Annotated in this window: 36 protein-coding genes; 29 read left to right on the forward strand and 7 right to left on the reverse strand. The window is 65.2% G+C overall.

The genetic code is table 11. From position 1 onward, the window contains the following. Positions 1–159: 159 nt before the first annotated feature. Positions 160–588 (forward strand): 30S ribosomal protein S6, encoded by a 429-nt coding sequence (gene rpsF, locus ACNHKD_RS05045; RefSeq protein WP_442756006.1) that lies wholly within the window; start codon positions 160–162, stop codon positions 586–588. Then, positions 585–821, forward strand: coding sequence for a 30S ribosomal protein S18 (gene rpsR / locus ACNHKD_RS05050; protein WP_016917696.1), 237 nt, complete (start codon positions 585–587; stop codon positions 819–821). Before rpsF ends, rpsR begins: the two co-directional genes overlap by 4 nt. Positions 822–940: 119 nt before the next feature. On the opposite strand, the gene ACNHKD_RS05055 is transcribed toward rpsR, so the two are convergent. Further along, the gene (locus tag ACNHKD_RS05055; protein WP_442756007.1) at positions 941–2758 is read right to left on the reverse strand and encodes a glucan ABC transporter ATP-binding protein/ permease; all 1818 of its coding nucleotides are present in this window, start codon (positions 2756–2758) and stop codon (positions 941–943) included. Positions 2759–2882: 124 nt separating this feature from the next. Between ACNHKD_RS05055 and ACNHKD_RS05060 the strand changes: the two genes are divergently transcribed. Beyond that, positions 2883–4853 carry a putative bifunctional diguanylate cyclase/phosphodiesterase gene (locus tag ACNHKD_RS05060; protein ID WP_442756008.1) on the forward strand — a complete coding sequence of 657 codons (1971 nt, stop codon included), beginning with the start codon at positions 2883–2885 and terminating at the stop codon, positions 4851–4853. A 10-nt stretch (positions 4854–4863) separates the two neighbouring features. On the opposite strand, the gene ACNHKD_RS05065 is transcribed toward ACNHKD_RS05060, so the two are convergent. From ACNHKD_RS05065 to ACNHKD_RS05085, 5 genes are all read right to left on the reverse strand, one after another. Further along, positions 4864–5166, reverse strand: coding sequence for an HPr family phosphocarrier protein (locus tag ACNHKD_RS05065; protein ID WP_442756009.1), 303 nt, complete (start codon positions 5164–5166; stop codon positions 4864–4866). Between the two features lie 18 nt (positions 5167–5184). Continuing rightward, entirely contained in the window at positions 5185–5586 is a 402-nt protein-coding gene (locus tag ACNHKD_RS05070; protein ID WP_442756010.1) for a PTS sugar transporter subunit IIA, read from the reverse strand. Positions 5587–5774: 188 nt separating this feature from the next. After that, positions 5775–6245 carry an HPr kinase/phosphorylase gene (locus ACNHKD_RS05075; RefSeq protein ID WP_442756011.1) on the reverse strand — a complete coding sequence of 157 codons (471 nt, stop codon included), beginning with the start codon at positions 6243–6245 and terminating at the stop codon, positions 5775–5777. After that, positions 6242–8134: a stimulus-sensing domain-containing protein gene (locus ACNHKD_RS05080; protein ID WP_442756012.1), complete on the reverse strand. Its 1893-nt coding sequence runs from the start codon at positions 8132–8134 to the stop codon at positions 6242–6244. The genes ACNHKD_RS05075 and ACNHKD_RS05080 overlap by 4 nt, the downstream gene beginning before the upstream one ends. A gap of 19 nt (positions 8135–8153) precedes the next feature. Next, a complete protein-coding gene (locus ACNHKD_RS05085) occupies positions 8154–8852 on the reverse strand; it encodes a response regulator (RefSeq protein WP_442756013.1) in 699 nt (232 codons plus the stop codon). Between the two features lie 333 nt (positions 8853–9185). Between ACNHKD_RS05085 and ACNHKD_RS05090 the strand changes: the two genes are divergently transcribed. Then, entirely contained in the window at positions 9186–9941 is a 756-nt protein-coding gene (locus ACNHKD_RS05090; protein WP_442756014.1) for a HugZ family pyridoxamine 5'-phosphate oxidase, read from the forward strand. A gap of 59 nt (positions 9942–10000) precedes the next feature. Here the strand turns inward: ACNHKD_RS05090 and ACNHKD_RS05095 are convergent, their stop codons facing one another. Beyond that, positions 10001–10240: a YdcH family protein gene (locus ACNHKD_RS05095; protein ID WP_442756015.1), complete on the reverse strand. Its 240-nt coding sequence runs from the start codon at positions 10238–10240 to the stop codon at positions 10001–10003. A 782-nt stretch (positions 10241–11022) separates the two neighbouring features. On the opposite strand from ACNHKD_RS05095, the gene rpsL reads away from it, so the two are divergent. The 25 genes from rpsL (at position 11023) to rplO (ending at position 25305) form a co-directional block, all read left to right on the forward strand. Next, positions 11023–11394 (forward strand): 30S ribosomal protein S12, encoded by a 372-nt coding sequence (gene rpsL / locus ACNHKD_RS05100; RefSeq protein WP_026015930.1) that lies wholly within the window; start codon positions 11023–11025, stop codon positions 11392–11394. A 26-nt stretch (positions 11395–11420) separates the two neighbouring features. Further along, the gene (gene rpsG / locus ACNHKD_RS05105) at positions 11421–11891 is read left to right on the forward strand and encodes a 30S ribosomal protein S7 (protein ID WP_442756016.1); all 471 of its coding nucleotides are present in this window, start codon (positions 11421–11423) and stop codon (positions 11889–11891) included. 30 nt (positions 11892–11921) lie between these two features. After that, on the forward strand, positions 11922–13997 hold the full coding sequence (fusA, locus tag ACNHKD_RS05110; RefSeq protein WP_442756017.1) for an elongation factor G: 2076 nt from the start codon (positions 11922–11924) through the stop codon (positions 13995–13997). 47 nt (positions 13998–14044) lie between these two features. Beyond that, positions 14045–15235, forward strand: a complete 1191-nt coding sequence (gene tuf, locus ACNHKD_RS05115; RefSeq protein WP_016917710.1) for an elongation factor Tu — start codon at positions 14045–14047, stop codon at positions 15233–15235. A gap of 113 nt (positions 15236–15348) precedes the next feature. Beyond that, positions 15349–15657: a 30S ribosomal protein S10 gene (gene rpsJ / locus ACNHKD_RS05120; RefSeq protein ID WP_003613511.1), complete on the forward strand. Its 309-nt coding sequence runs from the start codon at positions 15349–15351 to the stop codon at positions 15655–15657. A 55-nt stretch (positions 15658–15712) separates the two neighbouring features. After that, entirely contained in the window at positions 15713–16426 is a 714-nt protein-coding gene (gene rplC, locus ACNHKD_RS05125) for a 50S ribosomal protein L3 (protein ID WP_442756018.1), read from the forward strand. A 3-nt stretch (positions 16427–16429) separates the two neighbouring features. After that, on the forward strand, positions 16430–17050 hold the full coding sequence (gene rplD, locus ACNHKD_RS05130) for a 50S ribosomal protein L4 (RefSeq protein WP_442756019.1): 621 nt from the start codon (positions 16430–16432) through the stop codon (positions 17048–17050). Then, positions 17047–17343 (forward strand): 50S ribosomal protein L23, encoded by a 297-nt coding sequence (locus ACNHKD_RS05135; protein WP_442756020.1) that lies wholly within the window; start codon positions 17047–17049, stop codon positions 17341–17343. The genes rplD and ACNHKD_RS05135 overlap by 4 nt, the downstream gene beginning before the upstream one ends. A gap of 23 nt (positions 17344–17366) precedes the next feature. Continuing rightward, positions 17367–18206: a 50S ribosomal protein L2 gene (rplB, locus tag ACNHKD_RS05140; RefSeq protein WP_442756021.1), complete on the forward strand. Its 840-nt coding sequence runs from the start codon at positions 17367–17369 to the stop codon at positions 18204–18206. 3 nt (positions 18207–18209) lie between these two features. Then, a complete protein-coding gene (gene rpsS, locus ACNHKD_RS05145; RefSeq protein WP_016917716.1) occupies positions 18210–18488 on the forward strand; it encodes a 30S ribosomal protein S19 in 279 nt (92 codons plus the stop codon). Positions 18489–18491: 3 nt separating this feature from the next. Then, positions 18492–18878, forward strand: coding sequence for a 50S ribosomal protein L22 (gene rplV / locus ACNHKD_RS05150; RefSeq protein WP_442756022.1), 387 nt, complete (start codon positions 18492–18494; stop codon positions 18876–18878). Positions 18879–18890: 12 nt separating this feature from the next. Further along, positions 18891–19655 carry a 30S ribosomal protein S3 gene (gene rpsC, locus ACNHKD_RS05155; protein WP_442756023.1) on the forward strand — a complete coding sequence of 255 codons (765 nt, stop codon included), beginning with the start codon at positions 18891–18893 and terminating at the stop codon, positions 19653–19655. A gap of 33 nt (positions 19656–19688) precedes the next feature. Next, a complete protein-coding gene (gene rplP, locus ACNHKD_RS05160; RefSeq protein WP_036285015.1) occupies positions 19689–20102 on the forward strand; it encodes a 50S ribosomal protein L16 in 414 nt (137 codons plus the stop codon). A gap of 12 nt (positions 20103–20114) precedes the next feature. Next, the gene (gene rpmC / locus ACNHKD_RS05165; RefSeq protein ID WP_442756024.1) at positions 20115–20321 is read left to right on the forward strand and encodes a 50S ribosomal protein L29; all 207 of its coding nucleotides are present in this window, start codon (positions 20115–20117) and stop codon (positions 20319–20321) included. 12 nt (positions 20322–20333) lie between these two features. Beyond that, a complete protein-coding gene (gene rpsQ / locus ACNHKD_RS05170) occupies positions 20334–20576 on the forward strand; it encodes a 30S ribosomal protein S17 (RefSeq protein ID WP_442756025.1) in 243 nt (80 codons plus the stop codon). 202 nt (positions 20577–20778) lie between these two features. Beyond that, positions 20779–21147 carry a 50S ribosomal protein L14 gene (gene rplN, locus ACNHKD_RS05175; protein ID WP_138166882.1) on the forward strand — a complete coding sequence of 123 codons (369 nt, stop codon included), beginning with the start codon at positions 20779–20781 and terminating at the stop codon, positions 21145–21147. Continuing rightward, positions 21147–21464, forward strand: coding sequence for a 50S ribosomal protein L24 (rplX, locus tag ACNHKD_RS05180; protein WP_442756026.1), 318 nt, complete (start codon positions 21147–21149; stop codon positions 21462–21464). Before rplN ends, rplX begins: the two co-directional genes overlap by 1 nt. Next, the gene (gene rplE / locus ACNHKD_RS05185) at positions 21457–22092 is read left to right on the forward strand and encodes a 50S ribosomal protein L5 (RefSeq protein WP_442756027.1); all 636 of its coding nucleotides are present in this window, start codon (positions 21457–21459) and stop codon (positions 22090–22092) included. Before rplX ends, rplE begins: the two co-directional genes overlap by 8 nt. Before the next feature lie 97 nt (positions 22093–22189). Next, the gene (gene rpsN, locus ACNHKD_RS05190; RefSeq protein WP_442756028.1) at positions 22190–22495 is read left to right on the forward strand and encodes a 30S ribosomal protein S14; all 306 of its coding nucleotides are present in this window, start codon (positions 22190–22192) and stop codon (positions 22493–22495) included. A 13-nt stretch (positions 22496–22508) separates the two neighbouring features. After that, positions 22509–22907, forward strand: coding sequence for a 30S ribosomal protein S8 (rpsH, locus tag ACNHKD_RS05195; protein ID WP_442756029.1), 399 nt, complete (start codon positions 22509–22511; stop codon positions 22905–22907). Between the two features lie 31 nt (positions 22908–22938). Further along, on the forward strand, positions 22939–23472 hold the full coding sequence (gene rplF / locus ACNHKD_RS05200; RefSeq protein ID WP_442756030.1) for a 50S ribosomal protein L6: 534 nt from the start codon (positions 22939–22941) through the stop codon (positions 23470–23472). A 12-nt stretch (positions 23473–23484) separates the two neighbouring features. Next, on the forward strand, positions 23485–23847 hold the full coding sequence (gene rplR / locus ACNHKD_RS05205; RefSeq protein ID WP_442756031.1) for a 50S ribosomal protein L18: 363 nt from the start codon (positions 23485–23487) through the stop codon (positions 23845–23847). A gap of 197 nt (positions 23848–24044) precedes the next feature. Further along, on the forward strand, positions 24045–24617 hold the full coding sequence (gene rpsE, locus ACNHKD_RS05210; protein WP_442756032.1) for a 30S ribosomal protein S5: 573 nt from the start codon (positions 24045–24047) through the stop codon (positions 24615–24617). 15 nt (positions 24618–24632) lie between these two features. Beyond that, positions 24633–24818 (forward strand): 50S ribosomal protein L30, encoded by a 186-nt coding sequence (rpmD, locus tag ACNHKD_RS05215; RefSeq protein WP_442756033.1) that lies wholly within the window; start codon positions 24633–24635, stop codon positions 24816–24818. A 10-nt stretch (positions 24819–24828) separates the two neighbouring features. Then, entirely contained in the window at positions 24829–25305 is a 477-nt protein-coding gene (rplO, locus tag ACNHKD_RS05220; protein WP_442756034.1) for a 50S ribosomal protein L15, read from the forward strand. Positions 25306–25447 lie beyond the last annotated feature (142 nt).

Below are 25447 nucleotides of genomic sequence, written 5' to 3' on the forward strand. Positions count from 1 at the left end.
GCGCGCGCCCTTGCGGGGGCCTGCGAGGGGCCCGCCCCGCCTTCCCGTGTCTCCGCCTTCGAACTTTCCTTCTCGAGCCTTTCCCCGGGACCTGCTCCCCAGAAGCGCTCGAAGGGCTTGGCGCCGGAACGGCTCGCGTCAACGGAAAGGCGAAGAATAATGGCTCTCTACGAGCATATTTATCTCGCCCGTCAGGACGTTTCTCCCCAGCAGGTTGAGACGCTGACCGGGCAGTTCAAGAACGTCGTCGCGTCGCTCGGCGGCACGGTGGGCAAGGTCGAATATTGGGGCGTCAAGTCGCTCGCCTATCGGATCAAGAAGAACCGCAAGGCGCATTTCACGCTCATGAACATCGACGCCCCGCCGGCGGCCATCGCCGAGCTGGAGCGCCAGCAGAGCATCAATGAAGACATTCTCCGCGTCCTGACGCTGCGCGTCGAGGAGCTGGAGGAAGGCCCGTCCGCCCAGCTTCGCAAGCGCGACGACGACGAGCGCGGCGAGCGCCGCGGCCCCGGCGGCCCGCGTGGCGATCGCGGCGAGCGTCGCCCGCGTCGTGAGGAAGGCCGCGCTGAAGGAGAAGCCGAATGAGCACTGCGCCGCGCCGCCCCTTCTTCCGCCGCCGCAAGTCCTGCCCCTTCTCCGGCGCCAACGCCCCGAAGATCGACTATAAGGACACGCGCCTGCTCTCCCGCTACATCTCGGAGCGCGGCAAGATCGTCCCGTCCCGCATCACGGCCGTTTCGGCCAAGAAGCAGCGCGAACTGGCCCAGGCCATCAAGCGCGCCCGGTTTCTTGGGCTGCTGCCTTACGTGATCCGGTAAGAAGATCGCCTTTTGCGCCTAAGGCCGCGCTCCGAAAGGGGCGCGGTTTTTTTTGGGCGGGCCTTGAAGGCCCGCGGTCCTAGACCGCGCGCCTTCCGGCGCGCTTGGCGAAGGCCAGGCTATCCCGCCCTTACCTGCGGCGCCGTCGCTTCGTGAAGCCCTTCCAGCCCCGCCGTCGGCTGGGGCGGTTCGGCCATGAACTGCGCGGCGGCGAGCGTGGCGAAGCGGCCGCCTTTTTCGACGAGCGTCTCGAAGGAGCCGCTTTCGACGATCTCGCCCTGATCGAAGACGAGGATGCAGTCGGCGTTGCGCACGGTCGCGAGGCGGTGGGCGATGACGAAGGTGGTGCGGCCCCTGGTCGCCGCCTCCAGCGCCTTCTGGATCTGCTTCTCGGTCGTGGCGTCGAGCGCCGAGGTCGCCTCGTCGAAAACGAGGATGGGCGGGTCCTTCAGCAAAGCGCGCGCGATGGAGAGGCGCTGGCGCTCTCCGCCCGAGAGCGAGCGGCCGCGCTCGCCGATGCGGGTCGCGCGCCCGTCGCTCTGGCGCGAGACGAATTCCGAGGCCTGCGCCAGCTCCAGCGCCTTCCTGATCTCCTCATCCGTCGCGTCCGGATCGCCAATGCGCAGATTGTCCTCGATCGTGCGCGCGAACAGCATCGGCTCCTGAAACACGACGCCGATGTTCCGGCGCAGCGACAGAAGCGTGAATTCGCGAATGTCGACGCCGTCGATCTTCACCGCGCCTTCGTCCGGATCGAAGGCGCGATGCAAGAGGCTCAGCGTCGTCGATTTGCCGGAGCCCGTGGAGCCGACGAGCGCGATGGTCTGGCCGGGCTTCGCCGAGAAGCTGACGTTTTTCACCGCCTTGCGGCGCGGCTCGTATGAATATGTGACCCTCTCGAAGGCGACGGCCCCGGCGAGGCGACCGGCGTCCCGCGCATCCGGCCGGTCGGCGACCGCCGACCGCGTGTCGAGAACCTCGAAGAACTCCTTGATTTTCGCCGATTGCGCAAAGAGGACGTTAACGAAGCCGACGACTTGCTCGAGGCGGCCGATCAACATGGTTGCGAAATTGGTGAAGGTCACGATCTCGCCGATGGACGCCTGCCCATGGAGATGCAGCCACGTCCCGAGCATGAAGATCGACAGAATGGTCAGCGTCGCCGAGGCGCGGCTCGCCACCGCGACGAGCGCCCACCAGGAGAGCACGGGCATCTGCGCGGCGAGCACGTCATCGACGATGCGGCGAAGCGCCCGCGCCTCGCTCTCGACCCGTGTAAAACTTTGAACCACGGGAATATTTCCGAGGGCGTCGGAGGCGTGTTCCGCAAGCGAGGAATTATGGCGTTCGACCTCGCCCTGCAAGGCTTCCGTGCGCCGCAGAACGAAGCTCGTCGTTAGGTAGAAGACCAGGACGAGCGCCATCAGCAGGCCGCCGAGCCGCCAGTTGATGAACAGGGTCAAAGGCAGAAGGACGAACAGCGCGACGAAGGAGGCGCAGTTCTCACGAAAAAAGGACAGCCACAGGCCCGCCATCGCGCCCGAGCCTTCGAGCATCGTCTTCAACAGGCGGCCAGAATGAACATTTGAGTGAAATGTCAGGGGCAGATTAAGAACATGCTCGAAATATTCGGATACGACGGCGAGGCGGCGGCGATGGGCGAGCCGGTCGGCGTTCAACCCGACGAGGATCGCGCCGCCGATCGAAAAGAGGCCGAAGGCGGCCCAGGCGGTAAGGAGCGGCAGCAGATCGCCCCATGTCAGCGTATGGCCCGGCGCCTGCGCTTGCGTCATGCGGTCGATGATGCGGCCAAACAGAAGGGGTTCGGCGAATTGCGCGATGGCGAGCGACAGATTGGCCGCCACAAGGATCGCGACCAGTCGCGCCTGCGGACGCAACTGTCCAAGGACGCGCGCATAAATCTTGAGAACCGCCATCGTCTCGCCCGCTCTGTCGCCCCGACAGGCGCTTACAGGCGGGCCGCCCCAGGCGCAAGGCCCGGGTCGTTAGCGCCGCGCAAGCCCGCACAAATAGTTTCGGCGTCATCCAAGGGTCTTGTCCATGCTTGACGCTCTGTCGCGGCGCGCTTCCCTCTTCGCAAGGCGTTTGCGCAAGCTGTTCGGCGATCCGCGCGATCCGGCCTGCGCCGCGCGGCTTCAGGAAGAGCAGTTCGACGCCCTGCGGCGCAACACCCCCGGCATGATGGCGGCCAATATCGGCAACGCCCTGGCGCTTCTCGCCACCTTCATCGAGACGCCGCTCGCCGGGCGAGTCGCGATATGGACCGACGCGCTGATCTTCGTATGCATTTATATCTATCTGCGCGCGCGGCGGGGACGCGCGCGGCGGCGGAAGTCGGCGGGCCGACCGACCAGCATCGGCAAGCGGGCGGCGATCAACGCCGCGGTCCTCGGCGGGCTCTGGGCGGCTGTGCCGCCGCTGTTCTTCCTCGATGCCGGGCCCGGCGCGCGGCTCATGGTCACGTCGCTGACCGCCGGCATGCTGTTCGGCGGCGCTTTCGCCCTTGCGCGGGCGCCGATCGCCGCGACGGTCTTCTCCGCACCGATCGCCGTCTCCGGCGCCGCGACGCTGATCGCCGCCCGCGACCCGGATCTTTCGCGCATCGCCTTCGTGCTCTTCATCTATACGGCCGTGCTGCTGCGCAACGTCTATGTCGAGGCCGCGGCCTTCCGCGATCGCATATTGTCGCAGATGGGCGCAGAACGGCAGGCGCGCACCGATCCGCTGACCGGCCTCCCCAACCGCCTCGCCTTCACCGACGTCATCGAGCGCGAACTCGCGCGAGCGGCGCGATATGGCGGCGGCTTCATGCTGCTTCTCGTCGACATCGACGATTTCAAGATGGTCAACGACCGCTATGGCCATCCGGCCGGCGACGAATTGCTGTCGCAGGCGGCGCAGCGCATGAGGAATTCCCTGCGGGCCGTCGATTTCGTCGCGCGTCTCGGCGGCGACGAGTTCGCGATTATCGCGACCGACGTCGCGAATGACGACTCGGCTCGCGCCGTCGCCCGCCGGATCGCCGCCTGTTTCGAGGAGCCCTTCAAGCTGGAGGGACGAGTCGTTCAGGGCGAGGCGAGCGTCGGCGGCGCGCTCGCGCCGCGCGACGGCGACAATCAGAAGGCGCTGTTCAAAAGCGCCGACGTCGCGCTCTATGAGGCGAAGGCGCAAGGGGAGTGGCGGCTGTTCACGCGGCGCGACCAGGACGATCGGGCCGTCGCGCCGCTTTCGGAGGAGCAATTGCGGCTCGCCTTTTCGAGAGGCGATTTGTCGCTCGCCTATCAGCCGGTCCTGAATCTCGCGAGCGACGAGATCGCGGGTTTCGAGGCGCTGCTGCGCTGGCGCTGCCCGACGCGAGGGGAAATCCCGCCGGTCGATTTCATTCCTCTCGCGGAAAAGAGCGGCCTCATCCACGAGATCGGCCTTTGGACGATCGAGAGCGCCTGCGCGGCCGCGACGCGCTTCGCCGAACGGTTCCGCGTCTGCGTCAATGTCTCGCCCGTCCAGTTCGAGCGGCCTGACTTCGCGGAGCGCCTGCTCGACGCCCTGGCCCGGGCGGGGCTCGCGGCGAATCGGCTCGAGATCGAGATCGCCGAAAGAGCCATGCTTTGCGACCTTCGGCTTTTCGAGGAGCAGCTTCGAAAAGTATCGGAAGCCGGCGTCGCCATCGCGCTCGACGATTTCGCGGCGGGCTACGCCGCCCTCGCGCAATTCTGCAAATCGCCCCTCGACCAGGTGAAAATCGACGGGCCGCTGGCGCGCGAGGCCGTGACGCGAAAGGAATGCGCGGCGGTCGTCGCCGGCGTGACGCAGATGGCCAAGAGCTTTCACATGACCGTCGTCGCCGAGGGCGTGGAGACCCGGGAGCAGCTCGAATGGCTGCGCCAGGCGGGCGTGGACGAGGCCCAGGGTTTCCTGATCGCCGCCCCGATGCCGCTCGACAGGCTGGAAGCCTTCGTCGCCGGTTGGAGCCCCGCGCGCCGGCCCGCCGTCGCCGCGCTGAGCGTCTGAGCGGAAGGCGCTATTCGTCCTCGCCAAAGCGGCTCGCGACCAGCGCGTCGAGCGCGTCGAGCGCCTCGGCGGCCTCAGGACCGCTCGCCGTCACCGTGATGGTCGAACCCTGGCCGGCGCCGAGGGTGAGGATGCCCATGATCGAGCTGCCGCCCACCGTTTCGCCATCCTTGGAGACGGTGATCTCCGCGTCGAATTTCTCGCAGCACTGCACGAACTTTGCGGTCGCGCGCGCGTGAAGTCCTTTTTTATTGATAATCGGCAAATCGCGGGCGAGGGCGTTCTCGGCCCCCTGTTCTTGCGCGTCGGGCATGAGGATCACTTCGCGAAGTTATTTCGGGTTCAGCACGCGACTCGCGATATATACGTATTTTCGCCCGGCGTCCTGCGCCTGAAGCACCGCCTGCTCGAGCGTCGCCGTGTCGCGCACCGAAGCGAGCTTGATGAGCATGGGGAGGTTCACCCCGGCGAGAACCTCGACATTGCCGCCATTCATCACGGAGATGGCGAGATTAGAGGGCGTGCCGCCGAACATGTCGGTGAGCAGCACGACGCCTTCGCCGCTGTCGGCCTTGTGAATCGCTTCGAGAATGTCCGCGCGGCGGCGCTCCATGTCGTCCTCGGGGCCGATGGAGATCGAGACGAGTTGCTGCTGCGGGCCAACCACGTGTTCGAGCGCCGCGCGGAACTCCGTGGCGAGGTGGCCGTGGGTCACCAAGACCATTCCGATCATTCGACCCTACCACTCATGAAGACGTCTCGCGCTGCCAAGTGACGTGTCTTGCGAAACCCGCCGCGGCTTTTCGTCCCGGACGACAGCATATACAAGCTCGGCCGCCGCGCCCATCCCATTTTGCGCCGGCGCTCGTCGGGCGCGCCATTTTGTGCGTCGCCGCGAAATTGGCAAGCAAAAAGCGCGCTTCAATGGCAGATTGTCATAATTCCTTGTAGGAAAAAGAGAATTCTCGCGACTGAGACATCGGTGCAGTCCTTCGCCACGAGGCGTGGCAGCGCGACGCCGCAAATCGAGGCGATTTTCTCATCCGGTTCGGGACAGCGCGCCGGCCTTTCTTCCGACCCGCAAATGTCGACCACCGCATGCAGGACGCAGGCGGCTTCGAACGCGACGCGCGTCAGGCCGAGGCCGCGAATTTCAAGGACGCCTGCGATTGCGGGATGCGGGCGCGCCACGAGACGCCCGTGACGGGCGCCAACGCCGACGCGGTCGTCGCCCACGAGCCGGGCGAAGTCGCCCTGCGCCTCGACGCGCGAGATCAGCGCAAGCGTGAGCGCGCTCTTCCCGGAGCCCGACGGCCCCCGCAGGAGCAGGCCTTTCTCGCCGAGCAAAAGCGCGTTGGCGTGAAGATAAAGCGTGGGCGCTTCCGCCGTCATCGCGCGGCGGGGAGCCAGACCACGAAACGCGCGCCGAGAACCAGATCGCCGGGTTCCGGCTCGTCCGTTCCTTGCGGATGGGCTTTCGTGCGATTCAGGGCGCGGATGCGCCCGCCATGGGCCTCGATGATCTGGCGGGAGATGGCGAGGCCGAGGCCGGAATTCTGCCCGAAGCCCTGTTCGGGGCGATCCGTATAGAAGCGCTCGAAGATGCGTTCGAACGCGCCTTCGGGAATGCCCGGCCCGTCGTCGTCGACAATGATCTCATAGCCGTCGAGCGGCGCGCCGCCGGGGCCTTTGGCCTGCTCCGGCCAGAGCAGGACGCGCACGCCGCCGCCATGCTTGGAGAAGGAGCGGGCGTTGTCGATGAGATTGTTGAAGACCTGCCCGAGCCGCGAATCGTGCCCGCGCACCAGCCAGCGCTTGCGCGGCGGTTCATTGGACGAATGCCGGACGGTCAGCTCGACATTCACGCCGTCGCCGCGCTCGATCGCTCGCGCGATGTCGACGACGGTGATCAGCGCCTTGGAGAGGTCGACGTCGCCCATATCGGCGCGCGCCAGCTCCGCATCGAGGCGCGAAGCGTCGGATATGTCGCTGATCAGGCGGTCGAGCCGGCCCACATCGTGCTTGATGACGGCGAGGAGGCGGTCGCGCGCGGACTCGGTTTTGGCGATGGGCAGCGTCTCCACGGCGCTGCGCAGCGAGGTGAGCGGATTTTTGAGCTCATGCGCCACGTCGGCGGCGAAATGCTCGATCGCCTCGATCCGGTTGTAGAGCGCCGCGGTCATGTCGCGCAGCGCGGCCGAAAGGTGGCCGATCTCGTCCGGACGATCGGAGAAGTCCGGGATTTCCTGGCGCGATTTGGCGCCCCTTCGAACGCGCTCCGCCGCTTCGGCCAGGCGCCGCATGGGCTCTGTTATGGTGTTGGTGAAGAAGAGCGAAAGCAGCAGCATCACGCCCGCCGAGACGAGGAAGATGCGGATGATGCCCCAGCGCTCCTGCGCGATGATGGCGTCGATGTCCCCGCCCATGGTCGATAGCAGAAGCGCGCCGCGCACGGAGCGGAAACGCTGCACCGGCACGGCGACCGAGATGATGGTCTCGCCCTTGTCGTTGGCGCGCACGACCGAATGCGCGCGCCCTTCCAGCGCGCTGGCGACCTCGGGATAGGTCTTGCCGTTGCCCATGCCGATGTCTTCGTAGAGCGGCAACTCCGGCCGGCGCGTCACGCGGCGCAGAAAGTCGAGCGTCTTCTGCAGGAAGGAAGAGGCGTCCAGCGTCGTTGCGCGCCCCGGCGACGGCAGGTCGAAGCGCAGAATGTTGGAGCGGCCCGTCACCGAGCGCGAATCCAGGAGGAGATAGCCGTCGCGATCATAGATGCGCGCGCGCAGCCGCGTCGGCGAGACGAGGCGCCTCAGCAAGGGGCCGACGCGCTCGGGGTTCAGCGAAAACTCGATCGCGAGCTGGCCCTCTCCCGGCGTCGCGCTCTCCCCCGGCGCGAGTTTCAGAAGCTTTTCAGGATCGATGGTGATCGCGTCCGTGTCCACGGTCGCCGAGGCGGCGACGGCGGCCGCGATGATCTCTCCTTGCGTCTGAAGGCTTTGCACGCGCGCGTCGATCAGGCCTTCGCGAAACTGGTTAAGATAAAGAAAGCCGCCCAGCAGCGCGACGAGGCCGCCGAGATTCAGGACCACGATGCGGCGCGTCAGCGAGGAGGAGAGATGCGACTGCGCGGCGCGCGAGAGGCGGCGAAGGCGGATGTTGAGCGAACGACTCCGCCACGCCGCCGGTTTTGCGGGCGTCTCCAGTTTCTGTGAGGCGCTCCCGGAGGCGAGCGCCTCCTGGACCTCCTCCGAGATGATGTCGCCGGACTCGGCTGCGCTCATGACGCGTCGGTCCCGCCCGCTAGGTTTCCTTGAAACGGTAGCCGACGCCGTAGAGCGTTTCGATCATCTCGAAATCCGAATCGACGACCTTGAACTTCTTGCGCAGGCGCTTGATGTGGCTGTCGATCGTGCGGTCGTCGACATAGACCTGGTCGTCATAGGCCGCGTCCATCAGGGCGTTGCGGCTCTTGACGACGCCGGGGCGTTGCGCGAGCGACTGAAGGATCAGGAATTCCGTGACCGTGAGCACGACGGGGTCGCCGCGCCAGGTGCAGGTGTGGCGCTCCGGGTCCATGACGAGCGCGCCGCGCTCCAGCACCTTGGCCTCGGTTTCCTTCTGCGCCGCCGCCTCCTTGGGATTGGCGCGGCGCAGGATCGCCTTCACGCGCTCGACGAGAAGCCGCTGGGAGAAGGGTTTATGGATGAAGTCGTCGGCCCCCATTTTGAGGCCGAAGAGTTCGTCGATCTCCTCGTCCTTCGAGGTGAGGAAAATCACGGGAAGGTCCGACTTCTGCCGCAGGCGGCGGAGAAGCTCCATGCCGTCCATGCGCGGCATCTTGATGTCGAAGATCGCGAGATCCGGCGGATTGGCGCGCAGACCGTCGAGCGCCTGGGCGCCGTCCGTGTAGGTCTGCACGCGATAGCCTTCGCCCTCGAGCGCAATGGACACCGAGGTCAGGATGTTGCGATCGTCGTCGACGAGAGCGATGGTCGGCATGATCAACCTTTGCTGTTGTTGGCGGCGATAGATGCGTCCAGGGACTTGCGGAGCGCGGATCGTGCGCCCGACGCGGCGCTGCGCCTTCCGACGTCACCCCGGGACCAAACGGGCTTCCACCGACCCGGACAAGGTCCCGACCTATCGCGGCTGAAATGTGGCCTTCAAAGCGGCCAAAAACGCCCGATGCGCATTCAGGAGGCGCCTGTTCCGATTCGCCGCGAGTTCAAGCGAACAGGCGACGGCTGCGACAGCCTCACGCCCCTCTTATATACACATTTGGGCGGCGACGCGACTCCGGCGCCGGTTTGAGATGGAAATACAGGCAAAATCATGACAGTAGTTAAAGAGGACGGCCCCCCGCGGGACCCCCGGCAGGACCCTTCCTTCGATCCGGCGGGCGAATCCAGGCGGCTGTTGCGCACCGTTCGAACAGCCGCGCTCGCGACGCTGACCCAGTCCGGCGCGCCCTTTGCGACGCTCACCGCCATCGCCACGGATCATGACGGGACGCCAATCCTCCTGCTGTCTCGGCTCGCCCATCACACCGGCAATCTGGAGCGGGACGGGCGTTGCTCGCTGCTTCTCGCGCAGGGCGGCCGGGGGGACCCGATGGCCCATCCGCGCCTCACCCTCGTCGCCAGAGCCGCGCGCACCCGGAGTCCGACGGCGCGGGCGCGATTTCTCGCCCGCAACCCGAAGGCCCAGCTCTACGCTGATTTTCCGGATTTTTCCTTCTGGCGGGCGGAGATCGAGGCCGTTCACCTCAATGGCGGCTTCGCGCGCGCGGCCGATTTCGGTCCGACGCAGCTATTGACCGACGCCAGCGGCGCGGAGCCGCTGATCGCGGCGGAGGCCGAGATTCTCAACCATATGAACGCCGACCATGCCGACGCGCTGGCGCTATATGCTGAGAAGCTCGCGGGGGCGAAGCCCGGAAAATGGCGGGCCAGCGGGATCGACCCCGAGGGGCTCGATCTTGTCTGCGGCGACTGGACGGCGCGGATCGCGTTTCCCAGGCCCGTTAAATCCCCGGCGGAGTCGCGAGAGGTTCTCGTCGAACTCGCCCGTCTCGCCCGCGAGGCCTGAGGACGGATTCGAAGGCGCGCGGCGCCGGTTGCGACAGGCCGTGCGCCTTCGATCGGAATTCAGACCGTCGCGAGAAATCCCGCGATCTCGTCCTTGAGCGAGAGCCGCTTTTTCTTGAGATCCTCGATCGTCGCGTCGTCGGCGGGCTCGATATTGGCCTCCATGCGATGAATCGCGCGGTTCAGCGTATGATATTCCTCGGCGATGCGCGCGAAGCGGGCGTTGCCGGCCTTCAAATTGTGAATCGCTTCGGCGAATTCCGGAAATTCTTCGTGAAGCTCATGTGCGACATGGCTCATTTTCGGTCTCTCTCCTTTAATTATCGCCGTGACGCCTCCTGGCGTCGCCTAGACGGTTCTACCGGCTTTCGGGGGCCAAACAGAAGCCCTCGGTTCATGCGGCGAAAGCGCGCAAGCGAGGCTCCGCCTTGGAGGATGAATGAACAGGAACCGCGCGGGCTCGGACCCTTGGCCGCCGCCGCCGACAATCCTTCCGGCGTCGCCGGGGGCGAGGCGGCGATGGGCGTCCATGTCGCGCCTTTTTCCCAAATTATCGGAGACGGATCGCGACGGCGGCGATGACGCTCGCCGGCCTATTGCGTGCAATTTCAATGATCGGACGGCATCTTCGCCACATCCGTCAGAGCATGCGGGGCCGACAGTCGCGCAGATCCTAATTTTTTATTGGCTTTCGCTGAATCTTCGCTTGACGCGTCGCCCACCCGCGATTAGGTTCCGCCCACTTTCGACAGGCCGTAAGTTCACGCCGTCGGCGAGCGCCGCGCTCTCGACCTTCCGAACTTATACGCTGTCGCCTTGCCTGTGACCGCCAAGCACCTTTGGTAATCATACGTCGCCAATTGGCGCGAAATCTGTTCGCTCGCATCCGATGCGAGCGAAAAGCGCGAAAAGCGGCGACGGACAGGAAGGCACGATCCCGGGTTCCCCGGGGTCCTCTGCGTCAGGAGCGCCTTGGCCTTGCGGCCATCGGCGCTTCGCTCGTTTGCGCGTCTTTGACGATGCGCCTGCGGGTTCCCCGAACATCCGCCATTCGCGTCAGAAGCGAAGCGAAGGACTTTTTGATGCCGACGATCAGCCAGTTGATCCGCAAGCCGCGTCACCCGAAGACGTATCGCGAGAAGGCCCGCCATCTCGGCGCCTGCCCGCAGAAGCGCGGCGTGTGCACGCGCGTCTATACGACGACGCCGAAGAAGCCGAACTCGGCCCTTCGCAAGGTCGCCAAGGTGCGCCTGACCAACGGCTTCGAGGTCATCGGCTACATTCCGGGCGAGGGCCACAACCTTCAGGAGCACTCCGTGGTCATGATCCGCGGCGGCCGCGTGAAGGATCTTCCTGGCGTTCGCTATCATATTCTGCGCGGCGTGCTCGACACGCAGGGCGTCAAGGACCGCAAGCAGCGCCGTTCGAAATACGGCGCGAAGCGTCCGAAGTAATCCGGCCCAAGTAGGGAGAGACACAAATGTCGCGACGTCACCGGGCGGAGAAGCGCGAGGTTATCGAGGACGCCAAGTATGGCGACATCGTTCTCGCGAAGTTCATGAACTCCATCATGTACGACGGCAAGAAATCGGTCGCCGAGGCGATCGTCTATGGCGCGCTCGACCAGGTCGAGTCGAAGGCCAAGAGCGATCCGCTCGCCGTCTTCAAGCAGGCGCTGGACAATGTCGCGCCGGCCATCGAGGTTCGTTCCCGCCGCGTCGGCGGCGCCACCTATCAGGTGCCGGTCGAAGTGCGCAACGAGCGCCGTCAGGCGCTGGCGATCCGCTGGATCATCGCCGCGGCGCGCGCCCGCAACGACAAGACCATGGTCGACCGGCTGTCGTCCGAGCTCCTCGACGCTTCGAACAATCGCGGCGCCGCCGTGAAGAAGCGCGAAGACACGCATCGCATGGCGGAAGCCAACCGCGCTTTCTCGCATTACCGCTGGTAAGCCCCCGAGCTCTCTACCCGAGGACATCCCATGCCCCGCTCGCATCCGATCGAGGACTACCGCAACTTCGGCATCATGGCCCACATTGACGCGGGCAAGACGACGACGACGGAGCGCATCCTCTATTATTCCGGCAAGAGCCACAAAATCGGCGAGGTGCATGAAGGCGCCGCGACGATGGACTGGATGGAGCAGGAGCAGGAACGCGGCATCACCATCACCTCCGCCGCCACGACGACGTTCTGGAACGGCAAGCGCCTGAACATCATCGACACGCCCGGCCACGTCGACTTCACCATCGAAGTCGAGCGTTCGCTGCGCGTCCTTGACGGCGCGGTCTGCGTCCTCGACGGCAACCAGGGCGTCGAGCCCCAGACGGAAACCGTCTGGCGCCAGGCCGACAAGTACAACGTGCCGCGCATCGTCTTCGTCAACAAGATGGACAAGATCGGCGCGGATTTCTTCCGCTGCGTCTCGGACATCTCGACGCGCGTCGGCGGCCGTCCGGTCTGCATGCAGCTCCCGATCGGCGCCGAGAACAATTTCAAGGGCATTATCGACCTTGTCCGCATGAAGGCGGTCGTCTGGGAAGATGAAGGCCTCGGCGCGAAATATCACGACGAGGAGATTCCGGCGGACCTGCTCGACAAGGCCAGAGAGTACCGCACGCAGTTGATCGAGGCTGCGGTCGAGATGGACGACGACGCCATGGCGGCTTACCTCGACGGCCAGGAGCCGGACGAGCAGACGCTGAAGAACCTCGTCCGCACGGCGGTCCGCAAGATCGCCTTCCATCCGGTGTTCTGCGGCTCGGCCTTCAAGAACAAGGGCGTCCAGCCGCTCCTCGACGCCGTCGTGGATCTGCTGCCGTCGCCGGTCGATCGCGAGGCGATCAAGGGCGTCAACATGGACACGGGCGAGGAGATGGTGCGCAACCCCTCCGACGCCGAGCCCTTCTCCATGCTCGCCTTCAAGATCATGGACGATCCCTTCGTCGGCACCATCACCTTCGCGCGCGTCTATTCGGGCAAGATCGAGTCGGGCACGACCGTTCTGAACTCCACGAAGGACAAGAAGGAGCGCATCGGCCGCATGCTGCTGATGCACGCCAATAATCGCGAGGACATCAAGGAAGCCTATGCGGGCGACATCGTCGCGCTCGCCGGCCTCAAGGAGACCCGCACGGGCGACACGCTCTGCGACATGCAGAAGCCGGTCATCCTGGAGCGCATGGAGTTTCCCGATCCGGTCATCGAGATCGCGATCGAGCCGAAGTCCAAGGCCGACCAGGAGAAGCTGGGCATCGCGCTGCAGAAGCTCGCCGCGGAGGATCCGTCCTTCCGCGTGTCGACCGACCAGGAGAGCGGCCAGACCATCCTCAAGGGCATGGGCGAGCTGCATCTCGACATCAAGGTCGACATTCTGAAGCGCACCTATAAGGTCGACGCCAATATCGGCGCGCCGCAGGTCGCCTATCGCGAGCGTCTCGGCAAGCGGATCGAGATCGACTACACGCACAAGAAGCAGACCGGCGGCACCGGCCAGTTCGCGCGCGTCAAGATCATCTACGAGCCGAACGAGGCGGGCGCGGGCAATCAGTTCGAGAGCCAGATTGTCGGCGGCGCCGTGCCGAAGGAATATGTTCCCGGCGTGCAGAAGGGCATCGACTCGGTTGTGACCTCGGGCGTCCTCGCGGGCTTCCCGGTCGTCGACCTCAAGGCGACGCTCATCGACGGCGCCTTCCACGACGTCGACTCGTCGGTTCTCGCCTTCGAAATCGCGACCCGCGCGGCGACCCGCGAAGCCCTCACCAAGGGCGGCTCGGTGCTGCTCGAGCCGATCATGAAGGTCGAGGTGGTGACGCCGGAGGAATATACCGGTTTCGTCATCGGCGATCTCAACTCGCGTCGCGGCCAGATCCAGGGCCAGGACATGCGCGCCAACGCCGTGGTCATCAACGCCATGGTGCCGCTCGCGAACATGTTCGGCTATGTGAACAATCTGCGCTCCGGCACGCAGGGCCGCGCGAGCTACACGATGCTTTTCGATCATTACGAACAGGTGCCCGAGGCCGAGTCGAAGAAGGTCCAGGCGAAATACGCCTGATCTCACGACCGCTTGGGTTAACAGGAACTCTCTGAAGGAGCACGGCAATGGCCAAGGAAAAATTCTCTCGCACGAAGCCGCACTGCAACATCGGGACGATTGGGCACGTCGACCATGGCAAGACGTCCTTGACGGCGGCGATCACGAAGGTTCTGGCGGAGACGGGCGGGGCGACGTTCACGGCCTACGACCAGATCGACAAGGCTCCGGAAGAGAAGGCGCGCGGCATCACGATTTCGACGGCGCATGTCGAATATGAGACGACGAACCGCCATTACGCGCATGTCGACTGCCCCGGCCACGCGGACTATGTGAAGAACATGATCACCGGCGCGGCGCAGATGGACGGCGCGATCCTGGTGGTGTCGGCCGCCGACGGCCCGATGCCGCAGACGCGCGAGCACATTCTGCTCGCCCGCCAGGTCGGCGTTCCGGCGCTGGTCGTGTTCCTCAACAAGGTCGACATGGTCGACGATCCGGAGCTGCTGGAGCTCGTTGAGCTTGAGGTGCGCGAGCTTCTGTCGAAGTATGATTTCCCCGGCGACGACATTCCGATCGTGAAGGGTTCGGCGCTGTGCGCGCTGGAGAACAAGTCTCCTGAGCTGGGCCATGACGCGATCCTGAAGCTGATGGCGGAAGTCGACCGCTACATTCCGCAGCCGGAGCGTCCGAAGGATCAGCCCTTCCTGATGCCGGTCGAGGACGTGTTCTCGATTTCGGGGCGCGGCACGGTGGTGACGGGCCGCATCGAGCGCGGCGTGATCAAGGTGGGCGAGGAAGTCGAGATCGTCGGCATCCGCCCGACGACGAAGTCGACGGTGACGGGCGTCGAGATGTTCCGCAAGCTCTTGGATCAGGGCGAGGCGGGCGACAATGTCGGCTGCCTGCTGCGCGGCACGAAGCGCGAGGACGTGGAGCGCGGCCAGGTTCTGTGCAAGCCGGGTTCGGTGAAGCCGCACACGAAGTTCAAGGCCGAGGCCTATATCCTGACGAAGGACGAAGGCGGCCGCCACACGCCGTTCTTCACCAACTACCGCCCGCAGTTTTATTTCCGCACGACGGACGTGACGGGCATCGTGACGCTCCCCGAGGGCGTCGAGATGGTGATGCCGGGCGACAATGTGACGATGGAAGTGAACCTGATCGTTCCGGTCGCGATGGAGGAGAAGCTGCGCTTCGCCATCCGCGAAGGCGGCCGCACGGTCGGCGCGGGCGTCGTCGCCAGCATCATCGAGTAAGAGCGAATTTGGACCGCGAGCCGTCCGGCTCGCTAGTGAAAGGAAAGACCGCGAGCCGGACGGCTCGCGGTCGAGCGGCGATCTGGCGGATCGCGGTCCCAAAGGACGAGACAATGAACGGTCAAAACATCCGGATTCGCTTGAAGGCGTTCGATCACCGGATTCTCGACACGTCGACCAAGGAAATCGTCTCCACGGCGAAGCGCACCGGCGCTCAGGTTCGTGGCCCGATTCCGCTGCCGACCAAGATCGAGAAGTTCACGGTGAACCGTTCGCCTCATATCGACAAGAAGTCGCGTGAGCAGTTCGAGATCAGGACGCATAAGCGCGTTCTCGACATCGTCGATCCCACCCCACAGACGGTGGATGCGCTGATGAAGCTCGATCTCGCCGCGGGCGTCGACGTCGAGATCAAGCTCTAGGAACGGATTGGGCGGCGCCCCTGAGAGGCAGCCGCTTCGCGAAGGAATATTGGACATGCGGTCGGGCGTCATCGCGCAAAAGGTCGGAATGACCCGCATCTTCACAGAGGCGGGCGAGCATGTGCCGGTCACGGTGCTCAAGCTGGACGGCTGTCAGGTCGTCGCTCAGCGCACCAAGGAAAAGAACGGCTACACCGCCGTCCAGCTCGGCATCGGCCGCGCCAAGGTGAAGAATGTCTCCAAGGCCGAGCGCACGCGCTTCGCCGCGGCCAAGGTCGAGCCGAAGATGAAGCTCGCCGAGTTCCGCGTGAACGAGGACGCGCTGCTCCCCGTCGGCGCCGAGATCACGGCCGACCACTTCGTCGTCGGTCAGTATGTCGACGTCACCGGCACCACGACCGGCAAGGGCTTCGCCGGTCCGATGAAGCGCTGGGGCTTCGGGGGCTTGCGCGCCTCGCACGGCGTGTCGATCTCGCACCGTTCGCATGGTTCGACCGGCGGCCGTCAGGACCCCGGCAAGACCTTCAAGAACAAGAAGATGGCCGGCCATATGGGCGTCGACCGCGTGACCACGCAGAATCTGCGCGTCGTGCGGACCGACGTCGAGCGCGGCCTGGTGCTGGTGGAAGGCGCCGTCCCGGGCACCGCCGGCGGCTGGATTTACGTGCGCGACGCCGTCAAGCGCGCGCTTCCCAAGGATGCGCCGCAGCCGGGCAGGTTCCGTCTGGCCGACGCCGCTCCCGCGCAAGAAGAAACGAAGGAGGACTGAGCCGTGAAGATCGACGTCACGTCGTTCGACGGTCAGGCGGCCGGTTCGATCGAACTTTCCGATGAAATATTCGGCCTTGAGCCGCGCGCGGACCTCATCCACCGGATGATCCGCTGGCAGCTCGCCAAGCGCCGCGCAGGCACCCATGCGGTCAAGAACCGCGCGGAGATCGCCCGCACCGGCAAGAAGATGTACAAGCAGAAGGGGACAGGCGGCGCCCGCCACGGCTCCGCCCGCGTGCCGCAGTTCCGCGGCGGCGGCCGCGCCTTCGGCCCGCAGGTCCGCAGCCACGAGCACGACCTGACGAAGAAGGTGCGCGCGCTCGCGCTGAGGCACGCTTTGTCGGCGAAGGCCAAGGATGGCGGCATCATCGTCTGGGACAAGGCGGAACTCGCCGAGCCGAAGACGAAGATCCTCGCCGGCGGCTTCGCCAAGTCGGGCCTGGTGAGCGCGCTCATCATCGACGGCGCCGCGCCGGAGAAGAACTTCGCGCTCGCCGCCCGCAACATCCCCCAGATCGACGTGCTGCCGGTCGAGGGCGTCAATGTTTACGACATCATCCGCCGCGAGAAGCTGGTCCTGACCCGCGCCGCCGTGGACGCGCTGGAGGCGCGCCTGAAATGAGCAAGGACGTCCGTCATTACGACGTGATCGTCGCCCCGGTCATCACCGAGAAGGCGACGCTCGCTTCCGAGAGCAACAAGGTGGTCTTTAAGGTCGCCAGGACCGCGACCAAGCCGCAGATCAAGGCGGCGGTCGAGGGTCTGTTCGACGTGAAGGTCGAGTCCGTGAACACCCTGGTCCGCAAGGGCAAGGTGAAGGCGTTCCGCGGGGTGCGCGGTCGGCAGAGCGACGTCAAGAAAGCCGTCGTCAGGCTCGCCGAAGGTCACAAGATCGACGTGACGACCGGTCTGTAAGAAAAGGCGTGAGGACTTAGAAAATGGCGCTGAAGACATTCAAGCCGGTCACGCCGAGCCTTCGCCAGCTCGTGATCGTCGACCGCAGCGACCTTTACAAGGGCAAGCCGGTCAAGACCCTCACCGAGGGCAAGACCTCGAAGGGCGGCCGCAATAATCTTGGCCGCATCACCGTGCGCTTCCGCGGCGGCGGCCACAAGCAGGCTTATCGCCTCGTCGACTTCAAGCGTCGTAAGCTCGACGTCGTGGCGAAGGTCGAGCGTCTGGAATACGACCCGAACCGCACGGCCTTCATCGCGCTGATCCGCTATGCGGACGACACGCTCGCCTATATCCTCGCGCCGCAGCGTCTTTCGGTCGGCGACGAGGTGGTGTCGGGCCAGCAGGTCGACGTGAAGCCGGGCAACGCCATGCCGATCGCCAATATTCCGGTCGGCACGATCGTGCATAATGTCGAGACGAAGATCGGCAAGGGCGGCTCGATCGCGCGTTCGGCGGGCACTTACGCCCAGATCGTCGGCCGCGACCAGGGCTATGTCATCATCCGCCTGAATTCCGGCGAGCAGCGCCTGGTTCACGGCCAGTGCTTCGCCACGATCGGCGCAGTGTCGAATCCGGATCACATGAACACGTCGATCGGCAAGGCCGGTCGTTCGCGCTGGCTCGGCCGCCGTCCGCATAATCGCGGCGTCACCATGAACCCGATCGACCATCCGCATGGCGGCGGCGAAGGCCGCACGTCGGGCGGCCGTCACCCGGTTACCCCATGGGGCAAGCCGACCAAGGGCAAGAAGACCCGCAGCAACAAGTCCACCGACCGTTTCATTGTGTCCTCGCGGCACAATCGCAAGAAGAAGGGCTGATCCATGGCTCGCTCGATTTGGAAAGGCCCGTTCGTCGACGGCTATCTGCTGAAGAAGGCGGAAACCTCGCGCGCCTCGGGTCGCTCGGAAGTCATCAAGATCTGGAGCCGCCGCTCCACCATTCTGCCGCAGTTCGTCGGATTGACCTTCGGCGTCCACAACGGCCAGAAGCACATCCCCGTGAATGTCAGCGAAGACATGATCGGACACAAGTTCGGCGAATTCGCGCCGACGCGCACCTTCCATGGTCACGCGGCGGACAAGAAGGCGAAGAGGGGCTAATCGATGTCCAAGCAGGCCAATCCGCCCCGGCTCGCGGAGAACGAAGCCAAGGCCGTCGCGCGCATGATCCGCGTGTCGCCCCAGAAGCTCAATCTTCTCGCCCAGCTCATCCGCGGCAAGAAGGTCGACCGCGCGCTCGCCGATCTGGAATTTTCCCGCAAGCGCATCGCGCATGAGGTGAAGAAGACGCTGGAGAGCGCCATCGCCAACGCCGAGAACAATCACGGCCTCGACGTCGACGATCTGATCGTCGCGCAGGCCTTCGTCGGCAAGGCGCTGATCATGAAGCGCTTTCACGCCCGCGCCCGCGGCCGCGCCAGCCGGATCGAGAAGCCCTTCTCGAACCTCACGATCATCGTGCGCGAAGTCGAAGCGCAAGCGAACGCCTAAAGGATCAGAACCATGGGTCAGAAGGTCAATCCGATCGGGCTGCGCCTCGGCGTCAACCGCACCTGGGATTCGCGCTGGTTCGCGGGCAAGGGCGAATACGCCAAGCTCCTGCACGAGGACATGGCGATCCGCGAGGCGGTGGCGAAGACGCTGAAGCAGGCCGCCGTCTCCAAGATCGTCATCGAGCGCCCGCACAAGAAGTGCCGCGTGACGATTCACTCCGCCCGTCCGGGCGTCGTGATCGGCAAGAAGGGCGCGGACATCGACAAGATCCGCAAGCTCGTCGCCAAGCTCACGGGCTCCGAAGTCGTTATCAACATCGTCGAAGTGCGCAAGCCGGAAACGGAAGCCGCGCTCGTCGCCGAGTCGATCGCGCAGCAGCTCGAGCGCCGCGTGGCCTTCCGCCGCGCCATGAAGCGCGCCGTTCAGTCGGCGATCCGCCTCGGCGCCCAGGGCATCCGCATCAATTGCTCGGGCCGTCTCGGCGGCGCGGAAATCGCCCGCCTCGAATGGTACCGCGAGGGCCGCGTGCCGCTGCACACGCTGCGCGCCGACGTGGATTACGGCACCGCGACCGCGCACACCGCCTATGGCGCCTGCGGCATCAAGGTGTGGATCTTCAAGGGCGAGATCCTCGAGCACGATCCGATGGCGCAGGAGCGCCGCGCCGCCGAGGCGGCTTCCGCCGGCGGCGATCATCACGAGCGTGATCGCGAACGCGGCGACCGCGACCGTCGTCGCCGCGAGCCGCGCGAGCCCCGCGGCGACGCGGCGTAAGGCGCAACAGGCAGGAAATTAAAGAGCACCATCATGCTGTCACCCAAGCGCACCAAGTTCCGCAAGGCCTTCAAGGGCCGCATCCACGGCGCCGCGAAAGGCGGATTCTCGCTGAACTTTGGTCAGTTCGGCCTGAAGGCGCTCGAGCCCGAGCGCATCACAGCGCGCCAGATCGAAGCGGCCCGCCGCGCCATGACGCGCCACATGAAGCGCGCCGGCCGCGTCTGGATCCGCATCTTCCCGGACGTGCCCGTCTCCAAGAAGCCGACCGAAGTCCGCATGGGCAAGGGCAAGGGCGCGCCGGAATTGTGGGCGGTGCGCGTCGCGCCCGGCCGCATCATGTTCGAGGTCGACGGCGTCCCCGCGCCGCTGGCGCGCGAGGCCCTGACCCTCGCGGCGGCCAAGCTGCCGATCAAGACCCGTTTCATCGAGCGCATCGCCGAGTAGCAGGAGGACGACATGAAAGCCAAGCAGCGCCTCTCCGACATCAAGGCGATGACCGAGGACCAGCTCAACGACGAAGTGCTGAAGCTCAAGAAGGCGCAGTTCAATCTACGCTTCCAGCGGGCGACCGGCCAGCTTGAGAACACCGCCCAGGTTCGCGTCATTCGCCGCGACATCGCCCGGGCCAAGACCATCGCCGCGCAGAAGCGCACGGAAAAGTAAGGTTAAAGCGCCATGCCGAAGCGAATTCTCCAGGGCGTCGTCGTCTCCGACAAGCAGAGCAAGACCGTGGTCGTGAAGGTCGAGCGCCGTTTCACGCACCCGCTGTTCCAGAAGACGGTGCGCCGCACGAAACATTATCACGCGCATGACGAAAGCGGCGCCTTCAAGGTCGGCGACACGGTCTTCATCGAAGAGACCGCGCCGATTTCGAAATTGAAGCGCTGGCGGGTTGTGGAAAACGCCGCAAACGCGTAAATACCCCGCTCGAGGCGGTTCACAAAAGGGCCACGCGCCCTGTAGACGACCGCTTGAGCCCTGAAAACTAGCGCGCTTCTCGATCGCATGATCCATGCGATGGGGAAGCGCGCTGGAAATTGGAAATGAGGTTTTCCGGACGAAGTCGGCCGTCGCGATCGGGCGGGGCCGAAACCAGACCGGGTTGAAAGGCGGGTAAGCCATGATTCAGATGCAAACCAATCTCGACGTCGCCGACAATTCCGGCGCCCGCCGTGTGATGTGCATCAAGGTGCTGGGCGGCTCGAAGCGCAAATATGCCGGCGTCGGCGACATCATCGTCGTCTCGATCAAGGAAGCGATTCCGCGCGGCCGCGTGAAGAAGGGCGACGTGCTGAAGGCCGTCGTCGTGCGCACCTCGAAGGACATCAAGCGTTCGGACGGTTCGGTGATCCGCTTCGATTCCAACGCCGCGGTGCTGATCAACAATCAGAAGGAGCCGATCGGCACCCGCATCTTCGGGCCGGTGCCGCGCGAGCTTCGCGCCAAGAACCACATGAAGATCATTTCGCTCGCGCCGGAGGTGCTGTAATGGCCGCCAAGATCAAGAAGGGCGACAAGGTCGTCGTTCTCGCCGGCCGCGACAAGGGCAAGACCGGCGAAGTGCTGCGCGTGATCCCGGACGAGGGCCGCGCCATCGTCGACGGCGTCAACATCGTCAAGCGCCATCAGCGCCAGACGAAGGACCGCGAGGCCGGCATCGTCAACAAGCCGGCGACGATCGACCTGTCCAATATCGCGATCGCCGATCCCAAGGACGGTCGGGCGACCCGCGTCGGATTCAAGATTCTCGACGACGGCCGCAAGGTCCGCGTCGCCAAGCGTTCCGGAGAATTGATCGATGGCTGAGGAAAAGAAGGCCAAGGCCGCCAAGGCGCCGAAAGCCGCCAAGGAAGCGCCGGCCGCCGCCGTCGCTCAGGCGAGCGTCGCGGGCTACACGCCGCGCATGAGAAAGCATTATGAAGAGACCGTTCGCGAGCAGCTGATCAAGCAGTTCGGCTACAAGAACGCGCTCGAAGTGCCCGCGATCGAGAAGATCGTTCTGAACATGGGCGTCGGCGAAGCCGTCAACGACACCAAGAAGGTGACGTCGGCGGCGGGCGATCTCAGTCTCATCGCCGGTCAGAAGCCGGTCGTGACCCGCGCCCGCAAGGCGATCTCGACCTTCAAGGTGCGCGAGAACATGCCGATCGGCGCGAAGGTCACTCTCCGCAAGACGCGCATGTACGAGTTTCTCGACCGTCTGATCACCGTGGCGCTCCCGCGCGTTCGCGACTTCCGCGGCCTCAACCCGAAGTCTTTCGACGGCCGCGGCAACTACGCGCTCGGCATAAAGGAGCACATCGTGTTCCCCGAGATCGACTACGACAAGGCGGAATCGATTCTGGGCATGGACGTGATCGTCTGCACCACGGCCAAGACCGACGAAGAAGCGCGCGCCCTGCTCAAGGCGTTCAATTTCCCGTTCCGGCAGTGAGGCTGGCGGCGCGTTTCCAAGCGAAGCGGACTCCGGTTCGCACGAAGAAAACGCGCGGCTAAGCCCTCAAACGCGGATACCGAAAGGCTAAATACTCATGGCGAAGAAAAGCGCGATTGAGAACAACAAGAAGAAGGCGAAGCTGGTCAAGGCTTACGCCGGGCGCCGCGACCGGCTGAAGGCGAAAGCCAAGGACAAGTCGCTTTCGATCGAGGAGCAGTTCGAGGCTCGCCTGAAGCTCGCGCAGCTTCCGCGCAACTCGGCGGCGATCCGCATTCGCAACCGTTGCGAAGTGTCGGGTCGCCCGCGCGCCTTTTATCGTAAGCTGAAGATGTCGCGTATCGCGCTGCGCGAGCTCGGGTCCCGCGGCCTGATCCCGGGCCTCGTGAAGTCGAGCTGGTAAGGAGACACTTGAAATGGCGATCAACGATCCGTTGGGCGATCTCCTCACCCGCATCCGCAACGCGCAGATGCGCCGCAAGGGCAAGGTCTCGACTCCGGGCTCGAAGCTGCGCGCCCATGTCCTCGACGTTCTAAAGGAAGAGGGCTACATCCGCGGCTACACGACCACGGATTTCGGCAACGGCCGCACCGAGTTTGAGATCGAGCTCAAATATTTCGACGGCGAGCCGGTCATCAAGCAGATCGAGCGCGTCTCGCGTCCTGGCCGCCGCGTCTATGCGGCCGTCGACGCCGTTCCGCGCGTGGCCAACGGCCTCGGCGTGACGATCATGTCCACGCCCAAGGGCGTGATGGCCGATCACGCGGCCCGCGAAAACAATGTCGGCGGCGAGGTGCTGTGCAAGGTCTTCTGACCTTGCGCGCCAGCTAACAGGATTTGCAACAATGTCTCGTATCGGCAAGAAGCCTGTGGTCGTTCCGGCTGGCGTCACCGCCAAGGTCGACGGCCAGCTCGTGTCCGTGAAGGGCGCGAAGGGCCAGCTCGAATTTCTGGTGCCCGACGACGTTTCCGTCGTCCATCAGGACAACGCGATCAAGGTCGATCCGCGCAACGACACCAAGCGCGCCCGTGCGCTGTGGGGCACCTCGCGCGCCCGCGTCAGCAACCTCGTCATCGGCGTGACGACGGGCTTCGAGAAGAAGCTCGAAATCACCGGCGTTGGCTATCGCGCGGCGGTGCAGGGCAAGGTGCTGCAGCTCGCGCTCGGCTATTCGCATGACGTGAACTATCCGATCCCGAACGGCATCAGCATCGCGACGCCGAAGCCGACGGAGATCACGATCGCCGGCGTCGACAAGCAGCAGGTCGGCCAGGTCGCGGCCGAGATCCGCGCGCTGCGCGGCCCCGAGCCCTATAAGGGCAAGGGCGTCAAATACGCCAACGAATTCATCTTCCGCAAGGAAGGCAAGAAGAAGTAAGGGTAAGCCGCCATGGCCAAGGATGTCAGCATCGAACAGCGCCGCAAGGCGCGTGTCCGCAAGGCGATCCGCGAGCGCGCCTATGGCCGCCCGCGTCTCTCCGTGTTCCGTTCGTCGAAGCAGATCTACGCTCAGATCATCGACGACGAGAAGGGTCAGACCCTCGTTTCGGCTTCGTCCATCGAGAAGGCCAATCGCGAGTCGCTGAAGACCGGCGCGAATGTCGACGCCGCCAAGGTCGTCGGGAAGCTTCTCGCGGAGCGCGCGATGGCGAAGGGCGTGACGCAGGTCGTGTTCGACCGCGGCGCTTATATGTATCACGGCCGCGTCAAGGCGCTGGCCGACGGGGCGCGCGAGGGCGGATTGCAGTTCTAAAGGACGTTCGCCGCCTCATCCCTCTCCCCGCTCGCGGGGAGAGGGTTAGGGGCTAAGCCGATTGTCGAATGCCGGCAAAAGGCGGAGCGGCGGGTGTTACAGCGTGCGGGGCGTCGCCTCGCCCCTCTCCCCGCAGGCGGGGAGAGGGAGAAGACGAAGCGAGCGGCGCTTGCGCCGCGTAAGTGACGGAAAAAGAAATGGCGCGTGAAGCAGAGGGCGGCCGCGGCCGCCGCGAAGATAGAGAAGAGCGCGACAGCGAATTCGTGGATCGTCTGGTCCACATCAATCGCGTCGCGAAGGTTGTGAAGGGCGGCCGGCGCTTCGGTTTCGCCGCGCTCGTCGTCGTCGGCGACCAGAAGGGCCGCGTGGGCTATGGCCACGGCAAGGCGCGCGAAGTGCCGGAAGCGATCCGCAAGGCGACCGAAGCCGCCAAGCGCGCGCTGATCCGCGTGCCGCTGCGCGAAGGCCGCACGCTGCATCACGACGTCTATGGCCGCCATGGTTCGGGCCGCGTGATCCTGCGCGCCGCGCCTGCGGGCACCGGCATCATCGCCGGCGGCCCGATGCGCGCCGTCTTCGAGACGCTCGGCATGCATGACGTCGTGGCGAAGAGTCAGGGGTCGTCCAACCCCTACAACATGATCCGCGCCACTTTCGACGCGCTCGTGCGCGAAGATTCGCCGCGCGCGGTCGCCGCCCGTCGCTCGCTCAAGGTCTCCGCGCTGCAGGCGCGCCGCCAGGGCGTCGACGCCGAAGCCGTCGACGCGTAACCGGGAGGCTCAGACATGTCGAACAAAATCGTTGTCGAGCAGACCGGCAGCCCCATCGGCCGCCCCGAGCGCCAGCGCCGGACCCTTCTGGGTCTCGGCCTGACCCGCATCGGCCGCAAGCGCGAACTGGAAGACACTCCGGCCGTGCGCGGCATGATCGCCAAGGTGGCGCATCTCGTCAAAATCGTCGGCGAGAAGTGAGGACGCGGCAATGAAACTCAACGAAATCTCCGACAATCCGGGCTCCAGCAAGAACCGGATGCGCGTTGGCCGCGGCATCGGCTCCGGCAAGGGCAAGACCGGCGGGCGCGGCGTCAAGGGTCAGAAGGCCCGCACCGGCGTCGCCGTCAAGGGCTTCGAAGGCGGCCAGATGCCGCTGCATCGTCGTCTGCCGAAGCGCGGGTTCCACAACCCGTTCGCGGTCGACTACAACGAAGTCAACATTGGCCGCATTCAGGCGGCGGTCGACGCCGGCAAGCTGGACGCGTCGGCGCCGGTCACCCTCGAGGCGCTCATCGCCGCGGGCGTGGTCGCCAAGCCGCGCGACGGCGTGAAGATCCTCGGCCAGGGCGAGATCAAGGCGAAGCTCGCTTTCGAGGTCTCCGCCGCCTCCAAGGGCGCGATCGCCGCGATCGAAGGCGTCGGCGGCTCGGTCAAGCTCCTTGTGGGCGAGGCCGCTTCGGCCTGATGTAATGTTTTTAGGCGGCCGCTCTCGCATGAGCGGCCGCTTTGTCTTATAGAAGCCTCACGCAATCGCCGGGCGCGCGAACGGGCGGGCCTCCGCTCCTAAGCGCCCGCCAACAAAAAGTCGCCGCACACTCGATCGGCGC

The sequence above is a fragment of the Methylocystis sp. JAN1 genome (genome assembly GCF_052186135.1).
Lineage (GTDB): Bacteria > Pseudomonadota > Alphaproteobacteria > Rhizobiales > Beijerinckiaceae > Methylocystis.

Excerpts from the sequence above, each read along its gene's own strand:
- rplC (WP_442756018.1), top strand. The coding sequence starts at position 15,713 with ATGCGGTCGGGCGTCATCGCGCAAAAGGTCGGAATGACCCGCATCTTC.
- rpsF (WP_442756006.1), top strand. The coding sequence starts at position 160 with ATGGCTCTCTACGAGCATATTTATCTCGCCCGTCAGGACGTTTCTCCC.
- fusA (WP_442756017.1), top strand. The coding sequence starts at position 11,922 with ATGCCCCGCTCGCATCCGATCGAGGACTACCGCAACTTCGGCATCATG.
- rplE (WP_442756027.1), top strand. The coding sequence starts at position 21,457 with ATGGCTGAGGAAAAGAAGGCCAAGGCCGCCAAGGCGCCGAAAGCCGCC.
- ACNHKD_RS05085 (WP_442756013.1), bottom strand. The coding sequence starts at position 8,852 with ATGCCGACCATCGCTCTCGTCGACGACGATCGCAACATCCTGACCTCG.
- rplV (WP_442756022.1), top strand. The coding sequence starts at position 18,492 with ATGTCCAAGCAGGCCAATCCGCCCCGGCTCGCGGAGAACGAAGCCAAG.
- rplX (WP_442756026.1), top strand. The coding sequence starts at position 21,147 with ATGGCCGCCAAGATCAAGAAGGGCGACAAGGTCGTCGTTCTCGCCGGC.
- ACNHKD_RS05060 (WP_442756008.1), top strand. The coding sequence starts at position 2,883 with ATGCTTGACGCTCTGTCGCGGCGCGCTTCCCTCTTCGCAAGGCGTTTG.
- rplB (WP_442756021.1), top strand. The coding sequence starts at position 17,367 with ATGGCGCTGAAGACATTCAAGCCGGTCACGCCGAGCCTTCGCCAGCTC.
- rplF (WP_442756030.1), top strand. The coding sequence starts at position 22,939 with ATGTCTCGTATCGGCAAGAAGCCTGTGGTCGTTCCGGCTGGCGTCACC.
- rpsG (WP_442756016.1), top strand. The coding sequence starts at position 11,421 with ATGTCGCGACGTCACCGGGCGGAGAAGCGCGAGGTTATCGAGGACGCC.
- rpmD (WP_442756033.1), top strand. The coding sequence starts at position 24,633 with ATGTCGAACAAAATCGTTGTCGAGCAGACCGGCAGCCCCATCGGCCGC.
- rpsL (WP_026015930.1), top strand. The coding sequence starts at position 11,023 with ATGCCGACGATCAGCCAGTTGATCCGCAAGCCGCGTCACCCGAAGACG.
- ACNHKD_RS05135 (WP_442756020.1), top strand. The coding sequence starts at position 17,047 with ATGAGCAAGGACGTCCGTCATTACGACGTGATCGTCGCCCCGGTCATC.
- rpsQ (WP_442756025.1), top strand. The coding sequence starts at position 20,334 with ATGCCGAAGCGAATTCTCCAGGGCGTCGTCGTCTCCGACAAGCAGAGC.
- ACNHKD_RS05070 (WP_442756010.1), bottom strand. The coding sequence starts at position 5,586 with ATGATCGGAATGGTCTTGGTGACCCACGGCCACCTCGCCACGGAGTTC.
- rplP (WP_036285015.1), top strand. The coding sequence starts at position 19,689 with ATGCTGTCACCCAAGCGCACCAAGTTCCGCAAGGCCTTCAAGGGCCGC.
- rpsJ (WP_003613511.1), top strand. The coding sequence starts at position 15,349 with ATGAACGGTCAAAACATCCGGATTCGCTTGAAGGCGTTCGATCACCGG.
- rpsE (WP_442756032.1), top strand. The coding sequence starts at position 24,045 with ATGGCGCGTGAAGCAGAGGGCGGCCGCGGCCGCCGCGAAGATAGAGAA.
- rplO (WP_442756034.1), top strand. The coding sequence starts at position 24,829 with ATGAAACTCAACGAAATCTCCGACAATCCGGGCTCCAGCAAGAACCGG.
- ACNHKD_RS05065 (WP_442756009.1), bottom strand. The coding sequence starts at position 5,166 with ATGCCCGACGCGCAAGAACAGGGGGCCGAGAACGCCCTCGCCCGCGAT.
- rpmC (WP_442756024.1), top strand. The coding sequence starts at position 20,115 with ATGAAAGCCAAGCAGCGCCTCTCCGACATCAAGGCGATGACCGAGGAC.
- ACNHKD_RS05075 (WP_442756011.1), bottom strand. The coding sequence starts at position 6,245 with ATGACGGCGGAAGCGCCCACGCTTTATCTTCACGCCAACGCGCTTTTG.
- ACNHKD_RS05080 (WP_442756012.1), bottom strand. The coding sequence starts at position 8,134 with ATGAGCGCAGCCGAGTCCGGCGACATCATCTCGGAGGAGGTCCAGGAG.
- ACNHKD_RS05055 (WP_442756007.1), bottom strand. The coding sequence starts at position 2,758 with ATGGCGGTTCTCAAGATTTATGCGCGCGTCCTTGGACAGTTGCGTCCG.
- rpsS (WP_016917716.1), top strand. The coding sequence starts at position 18,210 with ATGGCTCGCTCGATTTGGAAAGGCCCGTTCGTCGACGGCTATCTGCTG.
- ACNHKD_RS05095 (WP_442756015.1), bottom strand. The coding sequence starts at position 10,240 with ATGAGCCATGTCGCACATGAGCTTCACGAAGAATTTCCGGAATTCGCC.
- rpsN (WP_442756028.1), top strand. The coding sequence starts at position 22,190 with ATGGCGAAGAAAAGCGCGATTGAGAACAACAAGAAGAAGGCGAAGCTG.
- rplN (WP_138166882.1), top strand. The coding sequence starts at position 20,779 with ATGATTCAGATGCAAACCAATCTCGACGTCGCCGACAATTCCGGCGCC.
- rplR (WP_442756031.1), top strand. The coding sequence starts at position 23,485 with ATGGCCAAGGATGTCAGCATCGAACAGCGCCGCAAGGCGCGTGTCCGC.
- rpsR (WP_016917696.1), top strand. The coding sequence starts at position 585 with ATGAGCACTGCGCCGCGCCGCCCCTTCTTCCGCCGCCGCAAGTCCTGC.
- tuf (WP_016917710.1), top strand. The coding sequence starts at position 14,045 with ATGGCCAAGGAAAAATTCTCTCGCACGAAGCCGCACTGCAACATCGGG.
- ACNHKD_RS05090 (WP_442756014.1), top strand. The coding sequence starts at position 9,186 with ATGACAGTAGTTAAAGAGGACGGCCCCCCGCGGGACCCCCGGCAGGAC.
- rpsH (WP_442756029.1), top strand. The coding sequence starts at position 22,509 with ATGGCGATCAACGATCCGTTGGGCGATCTCCTCACCCGCATCCGCAAC.
- rpsC (WP_442756023.1), top strand. The coding sequence starts at position 18,891 with ATGGGTCAGAAGGTCAATCCGATCGGGCTGCGCCTCGGCGTCAACCGC.